This is a genomic window from Staphylococcus sp. HMSC036D05 (assembly GCF_001836225.1).
In the GTDB taxonomy this organism is placed as follows: domain Bacteria; phylum Bacillota; class Bacilli; order Staphylococcales; family Staphylococcaceae; genus Staphylococcus; species Staphylococcus caprae.
Map to the genome: position 1 here is coordinate 441881 of NZ_KV827781.1, position 22116 is coordinate 463996.

The 22116-nt window shown below is 31.8% G+C and carries 20 protein-coding genes and 1 pseudogene; 8 read left to right on the plus strand and 13 right to left on the minus strand.

Annotation, left to right across the window (positions count from 1 at the left end):
* Positions 1 to 74 precede the first annotated feature (74 nt).
* On the plus strand, positions 75 to 953 hold the full coding sequence (pstB, locus tag HMPREF2580_RS06745) for a phosphate ABC transporter ATP-binding protein PstB (protein WP_002442788.1): 879 nt from the start codon (positions 75 to 77) through the stop codon (positions 951 to 953).
* A 3-nt stretch (positions 954 to 956) separates the two neighbouring features.
* Complete coding sequence (gene phoU / locus HMPREF2580_RS06750) at positions 957 to 1604, plus strand: phosphate signaling complex protein PhoU (protein ID WP_002442786.1); 648 nt, start codon at positions 957 to 959, stop codon at positions 1602 to 1604.
* 69 nt (positions 1605 to 1673) lie between these two features.
* On the opposite strand, the gene pepF is transcribed toward phoU, so the two are convergent.
* Entirely contained in the window at positions 1674 to 3482 is a 1809-nt protein-coding gene (pepF, locus tag HMPREF2580_RS06755; RefSeq protein WP_070831419.1) for an oligoendopeptidase F, read from the minus strand.
* A gap of 275 nt (positions 3483 to 3757) precedes the next feature.
* On the opposite strand from pepF, the gene HMPREF2580_RS06760 reads away from it, so the two are divergent.
* The 5 genes from HMPREF2580_RS06760 (at position 3758) to HMPREF2580_RS06780 (ending at position 7584) form a co-directional block, all read left to right on the plus strand.
* A complete protein-coding gene (locus HMPREF2580_RS06760) occupies positions 3758 to 4108 on the plus strand; it encodes a membrane protein (protein ID WP_002442782.1) in 351 nt (116 codons plus the stop codon).
* A 193-nt stretch (positions 4109 to 4301) separates the two neighbouring features.
* On the plus strand, positions 4302 to 5306 hold the full coding sequence (gene nikB, locus HMPREF2580_RS06765) for a nickel ABC transporter permease (protein WP_070831422.1): 1005 nt from the start codon (positions 4302 to 4304) through the stop codon (positions 5304 to 5306).
* A complete protein-coding gene (gene nikC, locus HMPREF2580_RS06770) occupies positions 5296 to 6141 on the plus strand; it encodes a nickel transporter permease (protein WP_070831425.1) in 846 nt (281 codons plus the stop codon). The genes nikB and nikC overlap by 11 nt, the downstream gene beginning before the upstream one ends.
* Positions 6113 to 6886 (plus strand): ATP-binding cassette domain-containing protein, encoded by a 774-nt coding sequence (locus HMPREF2580_RS06775; protein ID WP_070831428.1) that lies wholly within the window; start codon positions 6113 to 6115, stop codon positions 6884 to 6886. The genes nikC and HMPREF2580_RS06775 overlap by 29 nt, the downstream gene beginning before the upstream one ends.
* Before the next feature lie 2 nt (positions 6887 to 6888).
* Entirely contained in the window at positions 6889 to 7584 is a 696-nt protein-coding gene (locus tag HMPREF2580_RS06780; protein WP_070832591.1) for an ATP-binding cassette domain-containing protein, read from the plus strand.
* 84 nt (positions 7585 to 7668) lie between these two features.
* Here HMPREF2580_RS06780 and HMPREF2580_RS06785 read toward each other — a convergent pair whose 3' ends face one another.
* From HMPREF2580_RS06785 to HMPREF2580_RS06840, 12 genes and pseudogenes are all read right to left on the minus strand, one after another.
* Positions 7669 to 8445 carry an HAD-IIB family hydrolase gene (locus HMPREF2580_RS06785; RefSeq protein ID WP_070831431.1) on the minus strand — a complete coding sequence of 259 codons (777 nt, stop codon included), beginning with the start codon at positions 8443 to 8445 and terminating at the stop codon, positions 7669 to 7671.
* A 1032-nt stretch (positions 8446 to 9477) separates the two neighbouring features.
* Entirely contained in the window at positions 9478 to 10731 is a 1254-nt protein-coding gene (locus HMPREF2580_RS06790) for an aminoacyltransferase (RefSeq protein ID WP_070831434.1), read from the minus strand.
* A 28-nt stretch (positions 10732 to 10759) separates the two neighbouring features.
* Positions 10760 to 12013, minus strand: coding sequence for an aminoacyltransferase (locus HMPREF2580_RS06795; protein ID WP_037541437.1), 1254 nt, complete (start codon positions 12011 to 12013; stop codon positions 10760 to 10762).
* Between the two features lie 270 nt (positions 12014 to 12283).
* Entirely contained in the window at positions 12284 to 12943 is a 660-nt protein-coding gene (locus HMPREF2580_RS06800) for a type 1 glutamine amidotransferase domain-containing protein (RefSeq protein ID WP_002442767.1), read from the minus strand.
* Positions 12944 to 13035: 92 nt separating this feature from the next.
* Positions 13036 to 13767 carry a tryptophan synthase subunit alpha gene (trpA, locus tag HMPREF2580_RS06805; RefSeq protein ID WP_070831437.1) on the minus strand — a complete coding sequence of 244 codons (732 nt, stop codon included), beginning with the start codon at positions 13765 to 13767 and terminating at the stop codon, positions 13036 to 13038.
* A pseudogene (gene trpB, locus HMPREF2580_RS06810) lies at positions 13760 to 14969 on the minus strand (tryptophan synthase subunit beta). The gene trpA and the pseudogene trpB overlap by 8 nt, the downstream one beginning before the upstream one ends.
* 1 nt (position 14970) lies before the next feature.
* Positions 14971 to 15594, minus strand: a complete 624-nt coding sequence (locus HMPREF2580_RS06815) for a phosphoribosylanthranilate isomerase (RefSeq protein ID WP_070831440.1) — start codon at positions 15592 to 15594, stop codon at positions 14971 to 14973.
* Positions 15591 to 16373 (minus strand): indole-3-glycerol phosphate synthase TrpC, encoded by a 783-nt coding sequence (gene trpC / locus HMPREF2580_RS06820; RefSeq protein WP_070831443.1) that lies wholly within the window; start codon positions 16371 to 16373, stop codon positions 15591 to 15593. The genes HMPREF2580_RS06815 and trpC overlap by 4 nt, the downstream gene beginning before the upstream one ends.
* A 2-nt stretch (positions 16374 to 16375) precedes the next feature.
* Positions 16376 to 17371: an anthranilate phosphoribosyltransferase gene (gene trpD, locus HMPREF2580_RS06825; RefSeq protein WP_070831446.1), complete on the minus strand. Its 996-nt coding sequence runs from the start codon at positions 17369 to 17371 to the stop codon at positions 16376 to 16378.
* 2 nt (positions 17372 to 17373) lie between these two features.
* On the minus strand, positions 17374 to 17940 hold the full coding sequence (locus tag HMPREF2580_RS06830; RefSeq protein WP_070831449.1) for an anthranilate synthase component II: 567 nt from the start codon (positions 17938 to 17940) through the stop codon (positions 17374 to 17376).
* Positions 17937 to 19343, minus strand: a complete 1407-nt coding sequence (locus HMPREF2580_RS06835; RefSeq protein WP_070831453.1) for an anthranilate synthase component I — start codon at positions 19341 to 19343, stop codon at positions 17937 to 17939. The genes HMPREF2580_RS06830 and HMPREF2580_RS06835 overlap by 4 nt, the downstream gene beginning before the upstream one ends.
* A 490-nt stretch (positions 19344 to 19833) precedes the next feature.
* Positions 19834 to 20871 (minus strand): M42 family metallopeptidase, encoded by a 1038-nt coding sequence (locus HMPREF2580_RS06840; protein ID WP_070831456.1) that lies wholly within the window; start codon positions 20869 to 20871, stop codon positions 19834 to 19836.
* Positions 20872 to 21018: 147 nt separating this feature from the next.
* On the opposite strand from HMPREF2580_RS06840, the gene HMPREF2580_RS06845 reads away from it, so the two are divergent.
* A complete protein-coding gene (locus HMPREF2580_RS06845) occupies positions 21019 to 22110 on the plus strand; it encodes a prephenate dehydrogenase (protein WP_070831459.1) in 1092 nt (363 codons plus the stop codon).
* The last annotated feature ends 6 nt before the right edge of the window (positions 22111 to 22116 follow it).

Below are 22116 nucleotides of genomic sequence, written 5' to 3' on the forward strand. Positions count from 1 at the left end.
GAAAATTGTTATTTCAACGAGGAAAAGATTTGTTTCTTTACAACTTTTCCTCTATATAGAAGGAGTTTTTAATTATGGCTAATTCACAAGTCGCAGAAAAAAATAAATTAAGTGAACAAACTGACAAAACGAATGGTTCAGTCTCTACAATCGTGACTACTGAAAATGATAGAAAAGATACAACACCAGATAGTCAAAAGAATATTGTTTATTCAACTCAAAATCTAGATTTATGGTATGGTGAAAATCACGCATTACAAAATATTAATTTAGATATCTTAGAAAACAATGTTACAGCGATTATCGGACCATCAGGTTGTGGTAAATCAACATATATCAAAGCACTCAATCGTATGGTTGAACTCGTACCTTCAGTTAAAACTGCAGGAAAAATTTTATATCGAGATCAAAATATCTTTGATCCGAAATACTCTAAAGAAAAGTTAAGAACAAACGTAGGAATGGTCTTCCAACAACCAAACCCATTCCCTAAATCAATTTATGATAATATCACTTACGGTCCTAAAACCCATGGTATTAAAAACAAAAAAGTTTTAGATGAAATCGTAGAAAAATCATTACGTGGCGCGGCAATTTGGGATGAATTAAAAGATAGATTACACACAAATGCTTATGGCTTATCAGGGGGACAACAACAACGTGTTTGTATTGCAAGATGTTTAGCAATCGAACCGGATGTTATTTTAATGGATGAGCCTACATCAGCACTAGATCCAATCTCAACACTAAGAGTTGAAGAATTAGTACAAGAATTAAAAGAAAATTATTCAATTATTATGGTTACACACAACATGCAACAAGCTGCACGTGTATCTGATAAAACTGCTTTCTTCCTTAATGGTTATGTGAACGAATACGACGACACTGATAAAATCTTCTCTAATCCTTCTGATAAACAAACAGAAGATTATATTTCAGGACGTTTCGGATAATATATGGCAATCATTAGACATAAATACGAAGGTCAGCTAGATGAGTTAATTAAAGATTTACGTCGTCTTGGCCTTCGTGTTTATTTTAATATTAAAAATGCATTAGTGTCGTTAAGTGAGGAAAAGAGAACCTTCGCTAGAGAAACCATTGAAAAGGATAGAGAGATTAATCAATTAGATTATGAAATAAATGAGAAAGTGATTATGTTAATTACCAAACAGCAACCTATTGCCACGGATTTACGTATGATGATGGCTGCGTTAAAAATTTCAACAGACTTTGAAAGAATGGGAGATAATGCTGCGAGTATCGCACACATTCGTCTAAGGGTTAAAATTAACGATGACTATGTATTTACACGTTTAAAAACGATGGGTAAATTAGCAATGCTCATGTTGGAAGATCTCAATACCGCTGTCAAAACAGAGGATTTAACGCTAATTAAAGAAATTATCGAAAGAGATAAAGATATTGATGACTTATACATCAATATTGTTAACACAACTTATTTAATTGATAATGATCCATTTGTTGCTGGTCAGGCTCATTTAGCTGCTCGACATTTAGAACGTATAGGAGACCATATCAGTAATATTGCCGAAAGCGTTTATTACTATTTAACAGGTGAACACTTCGATACATTTGATTAATAATAAATTATCGCCCCCATAGGCTTTAAGTCTATGAGGGCGATTTTTGATTGGAAAATAATTTTTTAATTAATCTGCTTCAATTTGATCTGTAAGAGTTTCTAGTTCTTCGACTAATTCTGAAATATATTTAATCGTCGCTTTTAATGGTGCTTCTGTTGTTATATCAACACCTGCAATTTGCGCTAATTCAACTGGTGATTTACTTCCGCCAGCTTTAAGTGTTTCTAACCATTGGTCTACAGCTGGTTGTCCCTCATTTTTAATCTTCTGAGAAACCACAGTACCAATTGTTAAACCTGCAGAGTAAGTATATGAGTACAATCCCATATAATAATGAGGTTGACGCATCCAAGTGAGTTCAACACCATCTGTCATCTCAACTGCATTGCCAAAGAATCTTTCATAAACATCTAACATAATCTTATTAAGAAGTGGGGCAGTAAGCGACTCTCCTTCATCTACTAATCTGTACACTTCACGCTGATATGCCGCTTCTAACAAGTGAGTTACCATATTATGATAATACGTTCTAGAAAGTATAGAACCAATGACCCAACGTTTAAATTTAGGATCATCACTACTATTGAATAAATAATTCGCCATTAACATTTCATTCATCGTTGATGGTGCTTCGACAAAGTACATAGATGCTTCTGATTCTAATAAATTTTGATGTTTCTGCGCTGAAGTAAAATGACCAGCATGTCCTAACTCATGAGCAAGCACAAAGGTTTCAGCCATTTTTCCAGTCCAAGAAATAAATACATATGAATGTGTAAAATAAGGACTCGCGCAATAAGCACCTGTGTCTTTTCCTTTATTTTGAGCAAAATCTATCCATCGATTATCATAGGCAGATTCTAACATTTTCACATAATCTTCACCCAAAACATTTAAAGCGCCATAAATGTATTTTTTAGACTCTTCAATTGAAATATCTGGTTCATAACTAGGATCGATAGATATCTTTAAATCTTCAAATCGCATTTTATCAAGTTCGTGGACACGTTGAATTAACTTAGCATATCTTTGCATTACCGGAGCCAAATCACTCATAATAACGTCTATTTGACGATCAAACATGTCGCGTGTCACTTCTTGGTCTTGTAATAAGTAATCGATCACAGAATCATATCCACGCATATCCGCTTCGATTTTTTCTTGTTGAACTTGCATATTATACGTAGCTGCTGTTGTATTTTGATATTTACGAATTGAGTCGCTAAATGCTTTAAAACTCTTTCTTCTAAATTCGGCATCTGGATTATCTTCGTATTCATTTTCAAAAGTGGCATAATCGAGAGGGTAAGTCATACCATTATGCTCAAATGACTCAAAGTCAATGTCTAAACTTTTGGTTGTTCCATATAATTCAAAAGGACTTCTAAGTGTTGGCGTTAGAGTAGCCAATACTTGTTCTACTTCTGTAGATAGTTGATACGGCTTTCTATCTTTCAACTGTTTAATGAAGTGAGGATAATTCGATTGTTGTTGTAATTGATTTAACATGTCCTCAGGTAATGCTAAGATTTCAGAATCTACGAATGAGAGTAAGCCTGCTATTTTACCAGACATCGTATTCAATTTAGCATTTACTTTTTGCGCTTCTTCGTTAGTGGCATCTACGCTCACTCTTAGTTCGGGATAATTATAAAGACGATCCAATTGAATTAAAATATCTTCATAATCTTTAAGCGCACGTTCAACTGTTTCGATATCTTTAAGTTGATTTTGATATGTAGATTTGAACGCTTTAGAAGATTGGAGCACTTGATTAAGAGTTTGATAAAATGCTTCATCATTTTCAAAAAGGTCTTTCAAATCCCATGTTTCTTGAGTAGGGACATCCTTTCTTAAAGGTAAACCTTTTGTCATTGGGAACACTCCTTTGATATGTATTACCTTTATTATACAAAACTCAAGTCAGAATAACATTCGAAGCGTTTAGAGAAGGCAAGTATTCGTTTATCAAACATAAGAGTAGGGAATAATTAATTTAAGTATGTGAATAGGAGTAGGACAGAAATAATAAATGATGTCCCAATCTCTGAATATTCTTTAGGAACGTTACTTCTCTAGACTGAGTGGTTTAATTCAAATAAATAGTATAATAAAATTATTATTAAATGAACTAACAAGGAGATAGTATTATGACAATTTTTGATATGCCTAATTACTTATGGATTACTATCTTAGCAATGGTTTTATTAACAGTATTCTGTACATTAGTTTTACATAGATGGTTGATTGCCGCAGTAATTACATTTGTAGTTTTAGGTTTATTAGCATTCTTTATTCCTAATTTCCAACATATTTCTTATCAGCCGTTATTAGGTTACGCTGCTTTCTTAGCTTTAATGAGTTTAATCATTAGTTTCTTATTATGGTACTTTACACGTAAATGGAGACGAGAACGTAAGAAGAATAAACTTGAAAAAGAAATTCGTAAATATGAAGATGAAGAAGATTTAAAAATGTTAAGAGGGCGCCATCGTAAATAATATTTTGGAACTCAACGCTGTCTATTTAGTTAGATGGCGTTGAGTTTTTTTGTTAAATTGGAGGGCTACATCGCTTATACTATTATTTTTTCAATGTGACTATTATAATAGGTAAATGACGATAAAAATAATTTAATGTAAAATTTTAATATATAAATAATTAATCCATTTAATACAGAAGGATGTTGCGAAGATGTTTAAAACAATCATTTCAAAAATATTGCAAATGATTATCGTGCTTTTTGTTTTAACAACAATCACATTTATTTTAATGAAATTATCACCAGGGAACCCAGTTAATAAAATTCTTCATCTTGATACCTCTCAAGTTTCACAATCTCAAATCAAAGCTACAGAACATCAATTAGGACTGGATCATTCTTTACTCAGTCAATGGTGGCATTGGTTCAGTCAATTATTACATTTAAATTTAGGTACAAGTTATCAAACAGGTGCTCCAGTATCTAAAGAAATCATGAACTATATTGTTCCAACATTAATCATTACTTTTGGAACATTAATTTTATCTATGCTTGTTTCAATACCTTTAGGAGTGATAGCCGCAATAAATTATCACAAAACTTTAGACAAAATGATTCGAGTTTTAACTTCTTTATCTGTGAGCTTACCTTCATTTTTTATTGGTTTAATATTATTATTTATTTTCAACCAAAAGTTAAATGTATTACCAACATCAGAAGATGGATCAATAGCTGCGTATATTTTACCGATTATTACAATGAGTGTGGGTATGTGTGCATATTACATACGTCTTATACGCTCTAATTTATTAGAACAATATCGGAGTCCAGTTGTAGAAGCTTCTCGATTAAGAGGGATGTCAGAACGTTATATTTTATTTCATGATATTTTCAAACCGACTTTAATTCCTATTATTCCCTTATTAGGTCTGTCAGTAGGGAGCTTAATCGGAGGTACCGTCGTGATTGAAAATTTATTCGACATTCCAGGTTTAGGTTACTTTTTAGTCGACAGTATTAAATCTAGAGATTATCCGGTCATTCAAGGTTGCGTACTCTTTATAGGATTTTTCGTTGTAATCATTAATACGATTGCTGATATAACCACTTTATTTATTGATCCTAAACAGCGTTACAATCGATCAGCTAAGACAAATATATTTAATTTTGCACATCTGAGAAATTATAAAAAAGAAGGTGACGATCATGAAGTTTAAATTGACAAAGAAGAATCTCATTTTCTATGTGTTTAGAATCTATATATTTATAATTATCGCCCTTCAACTGTTTGTTAGTAATGATGCAGCTTTTAAAGTTAATTTATCAGAAACATTTGAGCCCATAAGTTTACATCACTTTTTAGGAACCGATGATTATGGTCGCGATTTATTTAGTCGACTCATCATAGGCGCACGAACAACTTTATTTGTTACTTTATTGACTTTACTTTTTACTGTTTTAATCGGCGTACCACTTGGCTTACTTTCAGGCTATAAAAAAGGTTGGATCGATTCGATGATCATGAGAATGATAGATATCGGTTTGAGTATACCTGAATTCGTCATTATGATTGCTTTAGCAAGTTTCTTCCATCCAAGCATATGGAATTTAGTGATTGCCATTACTGTTATAAAATGGATGAATTATACAAGGGTAACAAGAGGGATCGTCAATTCAGAAATGAATCTTTCCTATATAAAGATGGCCAAATTATTTAATGTATCAACTTTTAATATTTTATTTAAACATTTATTACCCAAAGTGTTTCCTTCCATTTTAGTTATTATGATTGTTGATTTTGGTAAAATTATTCTTTACATTAGTTCATTGTCATTTTTAGGATTAGGCGCGCAACCACCATCTCCAGAGTGGGGCGCAATGCTTCAAGCAGGACGTAACTTTATCACATCACATCCAATCATGATTATTGCACCAGCGACGTTAATCTCGATCACGATATTAATTTTCAACTTAACTGGAGACGCTGTCAGAGATCGATTATTAGAGAAGAGAGGTGTCGAGTTTGACGCTTTTGAAAATAAAAAATCTTAACATTAGCGATTCTAATAATTATAAGTTAGTCCAAAACGTCGATTTAAATATTTATCAAGGAAAACTTAATGTTATTATTGGCGAAAGTGGGGCAGGTAAGAGTCTCACAGCAAGGGCACTTTTGAAATATTTACCAGAAGGATTAAATATGACATATGATGAGTATGATTTTGGAGAAAATGCTACTAATATGAATCATCTTTTAGGTAAACAAATTGGTTATATTTCTCAGAATTATGCGCAAAGCTTTAATGAATACTCACGTCTAGATAAACAACTTATTGCAATATATCGAACACACTTTAATGTATCTAAAGAGGAGGCATTAAAGAACATTATCACTGCTTTAACTTGGGTTAATTTAAATGATTCTAGTATTATTAAAAAATACAGTTTTCAACTTTCTGGTGGTCAACTTGAACGTGTTTACATTGCTAGCGTGCTCATGTTGAAACCTCCACTTATCATTGCCGATGAACCAGTAGCATCTTTAGATGTCGTCAACGGTCATCAAATTATGCAAATGCTTAAACATATAGTTAAAGACCATCATCATACAGTGCTGTTGATTACTCACAATATGAATCACGTACTTAATTATGGAGATTATTTTAATGTTATGAGAAATGGTAGCCTTGTTGAATCTGGCTCAATTAATAAACTTACTGAAAATGAAGTTACACATACGTATACAAAGCAATTATTAAAATACAGAAACACATTAAGAAAGGATGGAAATCGTTGACTATCATAAAATTTGAAAATGTTCATTTTGAATATAGTAAAAACCATTCTGTTCTTAACGGTGTAAACTTTAAAATCGATAAAAATGAAAAAGTAGGGATATTAGGTGAAAGCGGGGCAGGTAAAAGTACTTTAAGTTCTTTAATATTAGGAGAGTTAAATCCTACGCGTGGACAAGTTAAAGTCAATTCAAAACGCGTACTCCCAGTATTTCAGCATGCCTTCGAAAGTTTTGATAGACATTATACAATCCAACAATCTCTTGAAGAACCACTCATTTTTTATAATAAAATGAAAACTTCGGAAATAAAGCCCAACTTACTAAAATATTTAGAATCATTTGGTTTAGCAGAGCATTTGTTGCAAAAATTTCCACGAGAAGTCAGTGGCGGTCAGTTACAAAGATTGAATATCATAAGATCACTCATTTCTCAGCCAGATATATTGATATGTGATGAAATTACATCCAATCTAGATGTTGTGGCCGAGCAAAATGTTATTGATATTTTAATAAATGAAGACCACATCAATCCTAAAACCCTACTTATTATCTCCCACGATCTTTCAGTTATTCAAAGACTGACGCAACGTGTGATTGTGTTAAAAGATGGAGAAGTGGTAGATGATTTTAAGATTGAGGATTTGTTCGATAAATCACGCCATCCGTATACTCAATTACTCATCAATTCTATGGAATAAAATAGCCAAAGCCTCTTACAACCTGTTTGATAATGTTCAAACTTTAGTATTGTAAGAGACTTTTTAATATAGTTCATGTTTAATTTAACTTTTGATAGCTAAATAGTTATCTAACACTTTACATATTGCATCATTCGAATTATCAATGACTTTGATATTAGGATTTTTCAAAAATGACTGATGTTCAACCAGTGCATTAGCCACAAAATAACCTTGCGAAGCGTTATCTAACATGTGAATATCATTATGATCGTTACCAAATGCAATATAATCTGTATCTGAACCTATTAAATATTGAATTGTCGTATGTTTATCGATACCTTGAGCGGTCACATCAATATATGATTCATTGAAGTGATAAATAAGCTCAATACCGTCTGATACTGTTTCTAAAATCTTAGCAATAGTATCGAAGTCATCAGGTTTAATATTCAAAAGAATTGCTTTAATCGGATCCTTAATGTCGTCCATATGTAAAGCTTGCGCAGTATGATTAGGATCGATACGTTGATAAATTTCATTATCAGCATTTAAATTCGTTGAATAATTGAATTTATCATCAATAATATACGACAATCCATATTGTTTAATGAGGTTTTTAATGAGGTTAATATCGTGTTCATTGATTTCCGAAATGATTTCGATTTGTCCATTTTTGGATATAATTGAGCCATTACCACCAATTAAAGTATAATCTGCAAATTCGGGAATCACTGGTAGCAAATCTCTTATAGGACGGGCAGATGCAAATATAACTTTATGGTTTTCATCGTTGAGTTGCATAAGACGATTTTTAATAGATTGGTCAATATGATTACCGTCAAAGCAAATCGTACCATCAATATCGAAAATAAAATTCATGAACGTGTCACTCCAAAATGATAATAATGAATCTAGTATAGCATATCGATAATGTCTTGAAACATAAAATTACTAACGGAATGATTTTAGTTGAATGATGATACGATGTTTGTTCATGGTTAAGGATGTATTTGAAGCTGATAAGAATTTTTAAAGTGAGAAACGCACAGATAATTTAAACGTAGAATAATAAGGATATAATTGATGAAAAGAACTCAGCATAGAATGAGAATGTAAATGAGGCAAATACTAAAGAGGTAAGTCCCCTATAGAACTATGTACAACTTCCTATAATATATATTATGTAAACTAAAATATTCGAAGCTAAATATGTTCCAATATTTAACATTATTCATCCTCATTATCTAAATATCTATCCTTGAGTGATTTGTAATTTAATCTGCATCACTTTTACTAATCTAATATGAATATGCGTGTTGAATCAACATAAAATTAATTCTTTAAACTTCACAAAGATACTCAACTTCATTTGCTAAAGATGCAGTATTATATTTTAACCTTTATCATTTACAATTAAAAACTGGCCAGTTGCTATTGAAATGTAGATAACACAAGTATTTAGTCGAAACCCTTAACTATATGTTTAATAAATAGTAGACACTCTATAGGTTTACATAACACTTTTATAATCACCTATTTTGCTGCACATAGGTATATGACATTATATAGGTAGCTAATGTAACGTTTTAAAGTTTCATTCCTTATTATTTTTTAAGTATTGTTTGTTGGTTAATATTTACATTATGACTAAGTTTTTATTTCATAAATCAATGACATCTTTATACTAATTTAATAAGCTAAGTTATAAAAACATTATTAAAAATTAATCAATAAGTATTATTGTATCATTTTACTCATATGCTATGATTAATTATGTAGGGTGCAACACGATTTCGACAACTTAGATTTACTATACCTACATTAAGCCTTTTAGAGTTTACCAACCCTTCTCTAAACGGCAAAAGAGCATATTGGCTCTATCCCAATATGCTCTACTTTTTAAATATATAGTTATTTTTTAATCTTTTTACGTATACGGTTTAATGTCGTGAATAACCAATATTTCACTTTATTAATTGGTTTATAGAAATCTCCAATTAATTCCTCAATTTGAACATTAAATCCTCTCTTGAAGCGATAAACACCATAATCTTCACTATCTTCAGTAAAGTCCCCAGATAAACCATAAAAATTATATCTATCGTAGCCATTGTCAAAGCAATAATTAATCATATGCCAATGCATTGCGTAAGGTCCCATGTACTGATTGTACTTTTCTGAAGAACCTCCAGAGAAATAATTGACTTCATAGGCATTAGCAAAGTATACACCTGCAGCTAAATTTAAAATAGATCCATCAGTTTGACGAATTTCACTTGCATTAAGTAATTCTTTTTTATCATGGTCAATCTGTTTATCTAATTCGGCGATTTTTCTTAATTGCTTATCGTTTTTGTTTTCTTTAGCCATCATATCATCACGACGATTTTCTTTGTCATTGAGTGTGTGTTGAACTTTTTCTATGTATTCATCTAAGTCAATATACGCTAATGGTAATAAAACCTTATCACCGTAATGATTAATAAAGTTATAGAAATACTGATCTGTTTTAGAAACAAATCCAGTTCTAGCTTCAGTTTCACGATATAAATCTAAGAAGATATCGAATTCATCTTTATCGAGAAATCTCACCTTAATTCCATAGTTTATCGCTTTATTTATATTTCTTTTACGTTGGCTATCAAATTCTTTTTTCAATGAAGCAGGCGTTTTACCTTCTAAATCAAGCACACCCATCCATCTTACTTGACTAGAAGCATCATACTTTGTAGTGAAACCATGATGTTCATAGCCATGTGATTTTAATAGGTTAACTAAGGCATCATTCTTTTCTGTTAAAGGATTGATGTCTTTATCATACAATTGATACATCCAATAAGGATCTAATTTTACATACAAACATTGATGCTGATGTAAGTATCTTTCTAATTCTCTTAAATAAAAATCAACCAAACCTAAATCTGAATAATCCATGACTGGACCACGGTTAGAATAATATACATAACTTCCCATTGTAGGAATTTTAGAGAAAAGACTTGCTGCGATTACTTTATTATCGTCATCTTTCACACCTAATAATACAACTTGGAACCCATCTGCTTCACGCGTAGCAATATTTTCCTTCACCTGAAAATAATGGCTTTCTAATGATGGATTTTGTACAAAGTTTTCAAATTCTTTTACTGTTAACTCTGTAAATTTCATAATTAGATAATTCCCTTCCTAAAAAAATCTATTTCTTTAACTTTTTAAGTGCGTTGTAGATTGCATACATAGGTTTATTTATTGGTTTGATAAAATCACCTACATATTCAATAACATCAGCGTTATAGCCTTTTTTGAACTTAATTACTCCTACGTCTTCAGCGTTTTCACTGAAGTCCCCACTTATTCCATAAAAATTATAACGATTAATGCCATGTTCTAAAGCGTAGTTAATCATTTTCCATTGAATCGCATAACTACCTGCAAAATGGCGGTAACGATTTGAAGTGCCACCGGCATAATATACTACTTCAAATGGATTGATGACGAAATAACCAGCTGAGATAGGTAGCTCATTCCCATGTTCTTGCTGTAAATTTTGAGCTTCCTCTATCTTCTGTTGATTTGCATCTAGCTGTTGTTCAAGATTTTCTTTTTTGTTATACGCTTTTTTATTTTCAGGTCGTTTCTCAATATCTTTAAGCGCTTTGTTTAAATCTTTATTTAATACGTCTCTCTCAGTATTAAGTTCTTCTAAATATTCATTGAAATCAATATAAGCTAAAGGTACTAATACTCGATCTTTAAAATATTTGAATCTATTGTAATAGAAGCTATCGTCTCTGTCAGTAAACTCTTTTGTTTCTGTCGTATCTTCCATAAATGATCTAAAAATCGGTAATTCTTCTTCAGTTAGAAATCGAACTTTGACTCCATTTTTTTGTACTTTCTTGGTGTTACGTTTTCTTAAACTATCCATTCCATTTAAAACATCTTTTGCTGTTTTATTTTTTAAATCTAAAACAGAATGATATCTCACTTGTAATATAGGATGAAATCCTTTGTGGAACCCTTCATGTTCGTATCCTAAGTCTTCCATTTTATTGAAAAACCAGTCATGTCCTGCATTTTCAATAACTTCACCATCATGGTTTAAATATTGATAAGGAAGATAAGGATCGACTCTTAGATATAGACAGTTATGTTTTTTTACGTATTTACTTAATTCATTAAAGAAGAAGTGAACAAGTTCTTTATTATCATAATCAATTACAGGACCACGGTTAGAATAAAAATATTTGAAAAATTTCATGACTGGTACTGCAGTTAACAAGCAGGCTGCAATTACCTTATTCTCATTATTTTTAATCCCTACGAGATGTGATTCAGTTCCTTCAGCAACTTTGAGCTCATAATTGCCTTCCATCTGAGTAAAATGGCTATAAGGCATTTGATCTGTAAAGTCACCAAATTCTTTGGCTGTTAAATTTGTAAACTTCATTATCATAACTCCCATTTATATCTTTATAACTCTCTTTTTAACTTTTAAGGAATATAGGTCGTTCTCTTGCATATAATATGTAATCATTTTGATTATCCATGTTAACTATATTTCTAATCTAGACAAGTATACAATAGATATTACCAAAACTAAAATATTAACTGATATAAAAATTGTACTTAATTGATAACCAATGCAATATTGAAACTTTTATGTAAAAAATAATATGGACTGAACAAGGTGTCGGTCCATATTATTTTGTGTTCATTTTTATTTTAATGCATTTACGAGTGCTTTACCAATGACTTCACTTGATTGAGGATTTTGACCAGTAATAAATTTACGGTCTTCTTCTAAATGAGATGTAAAGTCATCACTTGCTACGAATCTTGCGCCTTGTTCTTCTAATTTAGATTGAGTTAAAAATGGCACTTTTTCTTCTAATCCCATAGCTTTTTCTTCACTATCTGTAAACGCTGTTAATTGAATACCATCTACTAAATATTTACCATTGCTTCCTTTAACTCCTACAAAAGCACTTGGTCCATGACAAACTGATGAAATAATTTTATCTTTATCTCTGAAGTGTACTAAAATATTTGCAAGCTTTTCATTATTAGCAAAATCAAAGACTGTTCCATGACCACCTGGTAAATAAATTGCATCGTAGTCATCAGCGTTGATGTCATCTATACTTGGTGTATCATTTAAGTGTGATACGAATGTACTATATTGATTTAATAATTCATCTGAAGTTGAATTTGGATCTAAATTAACATGTCCGCCTTTAATAGAAGCTATCTCAACCTCAATGCCTTCTTGAGTTAGAATATCATAAGGTTCGCCTGCTTCTTCTAACCATAAACCCGTTTCAGTACCATCAGGATATTGATTAGTGCTTGTTAGAACGAATAATACTTTTTTACTCATTCTTATTCACCTCTTTATAATTTAATTATGATTTATATTTACCCTGACACGTACTTCATTATTCAATTTATATTGCTATTTTTATTATTGTTTTATAGAGCATCTAAAGTGCGTCTTATACCATTTACATATTGTTTAAATTGATCATCATCATTTTCTGCTAATCTTTTTACAATTTCACTACCAATAACAACACCATCGGCTACTTCTCCTATATCTTTCACATGTTTTTCATTTCTGATACCGAAACCTGCAACAACAGGGACGTCTGCAATGTCTTTTAACATTTGAATCTTATTTTTTAATTTTGGATGGAACTGCCCATTTTCACCTGTTGTAGCATTCATAGTTACAGTATAAATAAAACCTTCTGCTTTTTTCGCAATGGCTTTCATTCTTTCCTTTGAAGTTGTCATAGCAATAAGAGGAATAATTTTAACTTTATGATTTGGAAAATCTTTTTTAAATTTTTCAATAAGTTCAAAAGGTAAATCTGGAATAATTAATCCAAATACACCTGCTTCTACACATTTATCTAAAAATTGTTTCTCTCCATAGGAAGAAATAATATTATAATAAGTCATTAAAATATATTTAGAAGTAATGTCACGACTATGATTGATCAATTCGTTAAATATGACATCTACATTTACGCCCTCTGCTATTGCTTTAGCGCCTGCATTCATAATTGTTGGTCCGTCAGCTACAGGATCCGAAAATGGGACACCTATTTCGACTATATCTGCGCCTGCTTCACTTAATATTTTAAGGTTTTTAATAAAATTCAAATCACCCATGATATATGGAATAAATAATTTACGCATCCTTTTCACCACGACTTTCAATGTACGTTCTGATTGTTTCCATATCTTTATCTCCTCTTCCAGAGACTGTCACAACAATTATTTCATTACTTTTCATTTGTGGCGCTAACTTTTCAACATAACTCAGTGCATGAGCGCTCTCAATCGCTGGAATAATTCCTTCAGCTTTTGAAAAACGAATTAATGCTTCCATAGCTTCTTCGTCTGTCGCACTCACGTATTCGACACGTCCTATATCATGATAATATGAATGTTCAGGCCCGATACCAGGGTAATCCAAACCAGCTGATATAGAATGTGCTAATTCTATTTGTCCATAATCATCCTGAATAAGATACATTTTAGAACCATGAAGTACACCTGGTCTTCCCTTACCTATCGCTAATGCATGCTTATTTGTATTTGCTCCTTCTCCGGCAGCTTCCACTCCAAATAATTTAACATTATCTTTAATAAATGGATAAAACGTTCCTATAGAGTTGGAACCACCACCTACGCATGCCACAATTGCATCTGGTAAACGTCCTTCCTTATTTTGTATCTGTGCTTTAATTTCATTTCCAATCACACTTTGAAAGTCTCTTACCATAGTTGGAAATGGATCTGGTCCTAAGGCTGAACCTAATAGATAATGTGTATCATCTACATGACTCACCCAATATTGTAAAGCTTTATTGACTGCATCTGATAATGTCCCTTGCCCTTCTTCAACTGAAACTACTTTCGCTCCTAGAAGTTCCATTCTAAATACATTCAATTGTTGTCGTTTAATGTCCTCTTTCCCCATAAAAACAATGAGCTCCATATCGAATAATGCTGCTACCGTTGCACTTGCAACACCATGTTGACCTGCTCCTGTTTCAGCGACTAACTTTTTCTTACCCATGCGCTTTGCTAAAAGCGCTTGTCCCAATGCATTATTAATTTTGTGAGCGCCGGTATGATTTAAATCTTCACGTTTAAGATAAATCTTAGCCCCTCCCAATTGTTCTGAATAAGACTTTGCATAAGTAAGAGGTGTTTCTCTTCCAACGTATTCCCTCAGATAATAATCAAGTTCTTCTTGAAAGCTTTGATCTTTTTTGGCTACATGATAGGCTTTCTTAAGCTCAATTATCGCTGGCATAAGTGTTTCGGGCACATATTGTCCCCCCATAGTCACCAAAAAATCCTAAATCATCAACTTCTGTTTGAATTTTCATGTCATTCATCCCCTTTTAAGAATTCAATAATTTCCTTCATTTTTGTTAGATCTTTTTTATTATTTGTTTCAATCCCACTCGCAATGTCATAACCCATCTGTCCAAGTTCAATTTGATTAAGTTGTTTTAAATGTTTGATTTCCAGACCTCCAGCAATTAAAAACTTAGTATCTCGAATATGAGTTAACATATTCCAATCAAATACTTTCCCTGTACCACCATAATTCTCTGTTGGTGTGTCTATAATAAATAAGTCCACATAACTCTCGTATTTTTTTATATTGTCATTTAAATGATGATCAGCTGGTAATGCTTTAATTATCTTAATTTCAGAATTTAATTGTTTAATTTGATTGATTAACTTTATACTTTCATTTCCATGTAACTGCATGGTATTGATATCTGTTTCACTTATGATTTCAGTCACTAATTCCAACGTAGGATTTACTACAACTGCTACACGATCGATGCGATGCGGAATAGACTTTGTTAAATGTTTGATTTGATTTATGGATACATGTCTTTTACTTTTAGGAAAATGAATAAAACCTACAGCATCAACGTTCAAATCCTTCACTTTTTCAATATCTTCATCACTTTTAAAACCACAAAATTTTACTATCATTGGCGTACCTTTTCTAGTTTTAAACTTGGTAAAAATTGACTCAAATCATCACATTTCATTAAAGCTTCTCCGATTAGTAAACCATCTATACCAGAGTTTAAAATGGTCTTAACATCATTGATGCTATGAATCCCACTTTCAGAAATGTAATGAAAACCACGTCTTTTAGCTTTTAAAATTTCATTTGTGTGTTCCACTTTGGTCACAAATCGTTTTAAATCTCGATTATTGACGCCAATGATTTCTGGTGAAAGTTGATATGCTTTTTTGAGCTCATCTTGATCGTGTACTTCTACTAAAACTTCTAAACCTAATTGTGTTGCATAGTCATACAACTCTTTTAATTCCGTATCTGAAAGAATATTGACAATTAATAAAATAATTGAAGCACCAGCTTTTTTCGCTACATCAATTTGTATTTTATCTATAATAAAATCCTTGCAAAGTACAGGTAATTTGGTTTCTATTGTAAGTTCGGTTAAACGTTCAAAACTCCCTCCAAAGTACTCCTCATCGGTTAAAATAGAAATGGCATTAGCTCCATATAACTCATATTCTCTGACTTGTGTATGCAAATTTCTCTCAGGTAATTGATTTAATGTAGGACTTTTAGACTTTATTTCAGCAATAATAGATAAGTTTTTATCATTCTTCAAAGCGTCTATCAGTTTAGTTTTATTGCTAACATCTACTTGTTTAAGTTCATCCAACTTATGCTTGTAGTAACCTTTATTCAACAATTCTTTTTTATACTCTACTATTTCATTCAGTATCGTCATGATTAGACCCCCATCTTCAAATACTGTTTCATAGCTTGTCCACTATCTATGAGATGACGAGCTAATTTTATACCACTTTGAATATCGTTGACTTTTTCAGCAACATAAAGTGCGATTGCAGCATTTAGTAATACCACATCTCTTTTACTCGACTTATCATTTCCGTTTAAAATATTTATTGTAATTTTTTTATTCTCTTTCGGCGAACCACCGATGAATGTTTCATTTTCAGCCAAAGCTAAACCATAATCTTTAGCATTTATTGTGTATGTCTTGATAGGTTCACCTTGATTAATTTCATAGATAATATTGTCTCCAGATAGCGTTGCTTCATCCATTCCGTTTGCGCCATGAACTACAATTGCTTTTTTTCTACCTAAATCTTTAATGGTTTGTGCAATCTTATCAAGTTGCGTAACATCATAGACCCCCATCACTTGATAAGTAAGCTTAAATGGGTTAATTAAAGGACCCACTAAATTAAAAATAGTAGGTGTATGAATGCTTTTTCTTACTGGTTGGAGATGTTTCATAATCGGATAAGAGTCAGTTGCGCTGATAAATGAAAGACCTTTGGCGTTTAATTCTTTAACAACTTCGTCTACTTTGCATGTTTGAATGCCCATTTCTTGTAAAACATCTGTACTTCCTGATTGAGACGTAACACTTCTATTTCCATGTTTAACTACTGGCACGCCTGCACTCGCAACGATAAATGCAACCGTAGTTGAAATGTTGAAGCTATTCGATCCATCTCCGCCTGTACCGCATACACACATTGCCCCTTCATAAAACGGCTGAACTGGATACATGGTATGAATGAGATGTTTCACTAAATATGTAAGTTCACTTTGTTGCATTTCCTTTTGAGTATAGGAGGTTAATATTTCAATTTTTCTTTCATTACTCACTTTTGGATTGAGTAACAGATTGATAAATTCTTTCATATCCTCTTCTGTTAAATGTTTATTTTCTTTGATTTCTTCTAATAATTTCATTGTCAGTTTCCTCTCATTGCAATTTTTATAAAATTATTAATGATTTGTTCTCCATTTTCTGTAGCAAATGATTCTGGATGATATTGAATACCATAGTGCTGTCTATCTCTATGTTGGAATGACTGTATACAATCTTCAGTACGTCCAGTGATTTCTAATTCCTTTGGAAATTGATTAGGATTGCTTATGAGCGAGTGATATCGCATAATTTTAAATTTTGAAGGCAGTTCTTGATATAGTGGCGTTGAACTTATTATTCTTAAATCATCGACTTTACCATGCATAATTTTTGGTCCTTGAATCACTTCACCACCGTAATAACAAGTTAATGCTTGCGCACCTAAACATACACCTAGAATTGGTTTATTTTCGAAATATTCAATTAATTTAATGAGTAAATTATTGTCTAGAGGGTGCCCTGGCCCAGGTGAAATGATGACAGCTGAAATATTCGTAAGTTTAAAAATATCAACATCATCTGGATATTTAACCACTACCTCTGTTCGTTTAGCTACAATATCTACAAGGTTATAAGTAAATGAATCATAATTATCTATTATTAATATCATGGAGTTACCTCCAAGAGACTTTTTGCTTTTAATTTCGTTTCTTCTAGTTCCTTTTCCGGAATAGAATCATAAACTACGCCACAACCTGCTTCAATATCAACTTGATTCTCATCAATTAACATCGTTCGAATCGCAAGTGCAAAATCTAAATTGTGATTACAATTAATGTAGCCAACTCCCCCACTGTAAATCCCTCTCTTATGCGGATTGGCCTCATATATTCTTTGTATAGCTCTTAATTTTGGCGCTCCAGATACTGTGCCTGTAGGTAATAAACTTGCTATGACACTCATTGGCGATAAACCTTCTTTTAATTCACCAATAACCTCACTCACGATATGCATCACATGTTCATATTTTTCTATTTCCATTAATTTAGTAATTTTAGAAGTACCTATTTTACTAATTCTATGAATATCATTTCTTCCTAAATCAACGAGCATACTATGTTCACTTCTTTCTTTTTCATCATTCAATAATAACTCACTATTTTTTTCATCTTCTTCTAAGTCCTTTCCTCTCTTGATAGTTCCAGCTATAGGATTCGTATAAACCCAGCCATCTTTTACTTTCACAAAACTTTCTGGCGAACTACCAACAATAATCGGTATATCTTTATTAATGTAAAACATATATGGACTAGGATTCTGTCTCTTTAATTTTTGATAGAGTTGAAAAGTCAGTTGTTGTAAATGATGATGAAAGTGATGTTCATAACTATAAATTCTGGAAGGTACGACTTGGAACATATCTCCTTCAGTAATTTTCTTCTTTAAAGCTTTTATCGTTTCTATAAATTCATCTTCTGGTATATTCGCCTTTATTTTTCTGTTTTCAGTGTTAAACTCAATCTTTTCATATACTAAATTTATATGCTTTAAATCTTCAATTCTTTTTTCGACCTCTTCAAATAATTCATCTTTTGATTTATTAGAAAATAGATTGGTTGCTATCACATATAATTCATCTTTGTAGTGATCAAAAACGTAAGTATTTTCAACTAAATAAAATTTCACATCATGATCTCTATGATCTGAAAGCTTTATTTCTTGTAGTTTTTCAAATTCATGTCTCACAAGATCAAAACTACACGTTCCTATAAACCCTGCAATAAATGGTAAGTCTCGCAAGTGTTCATCTTCAATATCTGTATAATATTTGTTCACGAGACTTTTTAAGTAGTCATAAGGTTTTTCTGTCACTTCTTTTTCTTCATATTCAGTTTTTATCATTAATTGATGATTATCTAATGTGACTGAGCCAAAATCATCTAACACTACAATAGAATATCTTCCCTTTAATTTATCTTGGTTCGTACTCTCGAAGATAATTTTTGATGTTTTTAATTGCGCTAATGCTTCTGGTGTAATCTGCGCATTTATTTTTTTGTAAGCTATATCCATAGTTATCCTCCTTTTAATAAAAAATCAGCATCCTCAAATAGATGGACGCTGACGCGTGGTACCACCTTAATTAGTTGACTATTCGAAACACAATCAACTCACTCATTGTATTAATTCACTTTTATCCACAAAACCCAATTTCTCTAAAGAGGGTGTTAGTTTCCATTTACCACTAACTTTCTTATACTACCGATTCTTTAGATACTACCTTTTGCTTATAATTAAAAACACCACAATAACGCTTATCATCTGTAAGGACGCGTTACCGTGGTGCCACCTTAGTTAACAAATTTTATTGTTCACTTTAAAATATGATATTTAAATTTGAAAGCCCAATTCGTCTATTATACTGTGCTAATTTACATCAACCATTAGCTTTCTGATTTCTACAAAATATAATAGCTACTTTTACAATCAAATTGTCTGATATTTCTAATTATTTAGTATCATACCTAGACAAATCTATTTTGTCAACTTGAATTAATATAATTTATTTATTAATTGGCGATAAACAATACGCATAAAGTAAATTTTGAGTAGCAGTTATTGAATCGATATGTGTTCTTTCCATTGCGTGTGAAGATTCTATTCCAGCTCCAAATAAACCATGGCGTATGTCGGCTCCTGCTTTTAAAGCTGCTGATGCGTCAGAACTATAGTAAGGATAAATATCTATCCTATAAGGAATATCGTTTATTTTACACAAATTAACTAAATGATTTTTTAATGCTTTATGATATGGTCCAGAACTGTCTTTTGCACAAATTGAAACTGTATATTCATCTGAAGACTGCCCTTCTCCAAGTGCTCCCATATCAAGCGCTATAAATTCTACAATACTATCTGAAATTGTAGCATTTGCTCCGTAGCCTATTTCTTCGTTGTTAGAGATATAAAATTGTGTGGTATGTGGCAATTTGGTATTTTCTTCTTTAAGCTTTTTCAATAATTCTATTATAATTCCAACACTAGCTTTATCATCTAGATGTCTAGATTTTATAAAGCCTGAAGAGGTAATGATCGTTCTTGGATCAAATGATATAAAGTCGCCTACTTCAATACCCAAATCTCTTGTTTCTTGTTCAGAACTGGTGATTTCATCAATACGTACTTCCATGTGTTCACTATTTCTTGGTATTTTATGATTATCTTTATAAACGTGGACACTTGTTTCATGAAGACATATCGTACCAGTATACGTTTGCCCTGTTTGTGTCTGAATTTCACAATATTCTCCTTCAATTGCGTTAAAATGAAATCCGCCTATTAAATCTAATGCTAATCTACCGTTCTCTTTGATCTCTTTAACCATTGCTCCTAGTGTATCTACATGAGCTGTGATACATCTTTGCTCACTGTTATTAAGACCATCAACCGTAATAATTAACGCACCTTTATTAGTCAATTCTGTACGGTAACCTAGATTCTCAGCTAAATGTTTCACATAATTGATTGCCTCTTCAGTATTGCCAGATGGACTATTAATTTCGGTTAATTGTTTGATTGTTTCCATAACATGAGTCAACATTATACCCCCTCTTTAAATTACATTATATTTTAAACTAAATAGTCTATTTAATCTAATAAGTACTAGCCTCTTTAATTATGTTGATTACATGTGCACTCTCATATACAATATTACTATTCTGAAAATTTCGAAATAAGGTGATTTTAGATGCAACAAATCCTATTTGTAGGTCTAGGACTTATTGGTGGTAGTTTAGCGAGTAATTTAAAATATTATAATTCTAACATTAAGCTTCTAGCGTATGATGCTAATGAAACACAATTAGACAAAGCATTGTCCATTGGAATTATTGATGAAAAAATAACTAATTATCAATATGGCGTAGAAAATGCAGATATCATTATTTATGCTACTCCTGTAGAACAAACCGTTAAGTACCTGAAGGAACTACCTAATTATAAAACTAAGCCTCATTTGATTGTAACTGATACGGGCAGTACAAAATCTACAATCCAAGCTTTTGAAAAAATATTGTTAAATAATAATATTCATCTTATCGGCGGTCATCCTATGGCAGGTAGTCATAAATCTGGCGTATTAAATTCGAAAAAACATCTGTTTGAAAACGCATATTATATCCTGGTGTTTGACGAAAAAGATAACAAAGCGTCAGCTGAATATCTACAGAAATTATTTAAAACTACATTAGCCAAGTTTATTACTACTAATGCTAATGAACATGATTATGTTACAGGTATAGTAAGTCACGTCCCTCATATTATCGCTTCTAGTTTAGTTCACTTGAGCGCTAATCATGTCAATCATCATACTTTAGTAGAAAAATTAGCTGCCGGCGGTTTTAGAGATATTACTCGTATAGCTAGTAGTAATGCTCAAATGTGGAAAGATATAACTTTAAATAACCAAAATCATATCTTGTCTTTGCTCCACGAACTAAAATCTCAAATTACCACTTTCGAAAATATGATTATCTCTAAAAATGCAGAAAATATTTATAATTTTTTCGCAGAGGCAAAACAATATCGTGACGAACTGCCCGTTAAACAACGTGGTGCTCTATCTATTGCGTATGATCTATATGTAGATATTCCGGATAAAGCGGGTATGATTAGCAAGGTTACTCATATCCTAAGTTTACATAATATTTCTATAAGCAACTTAAAAATTTTAGAAGTGCGTGAGGATATCTATGGTGCTCTTCAAATTAGTTTTAAAACTCCAGAAGATCGTGAACGTGGCATTGAAGCGTTAAAAGACTTCGATACGTATATTGAATAATATTTA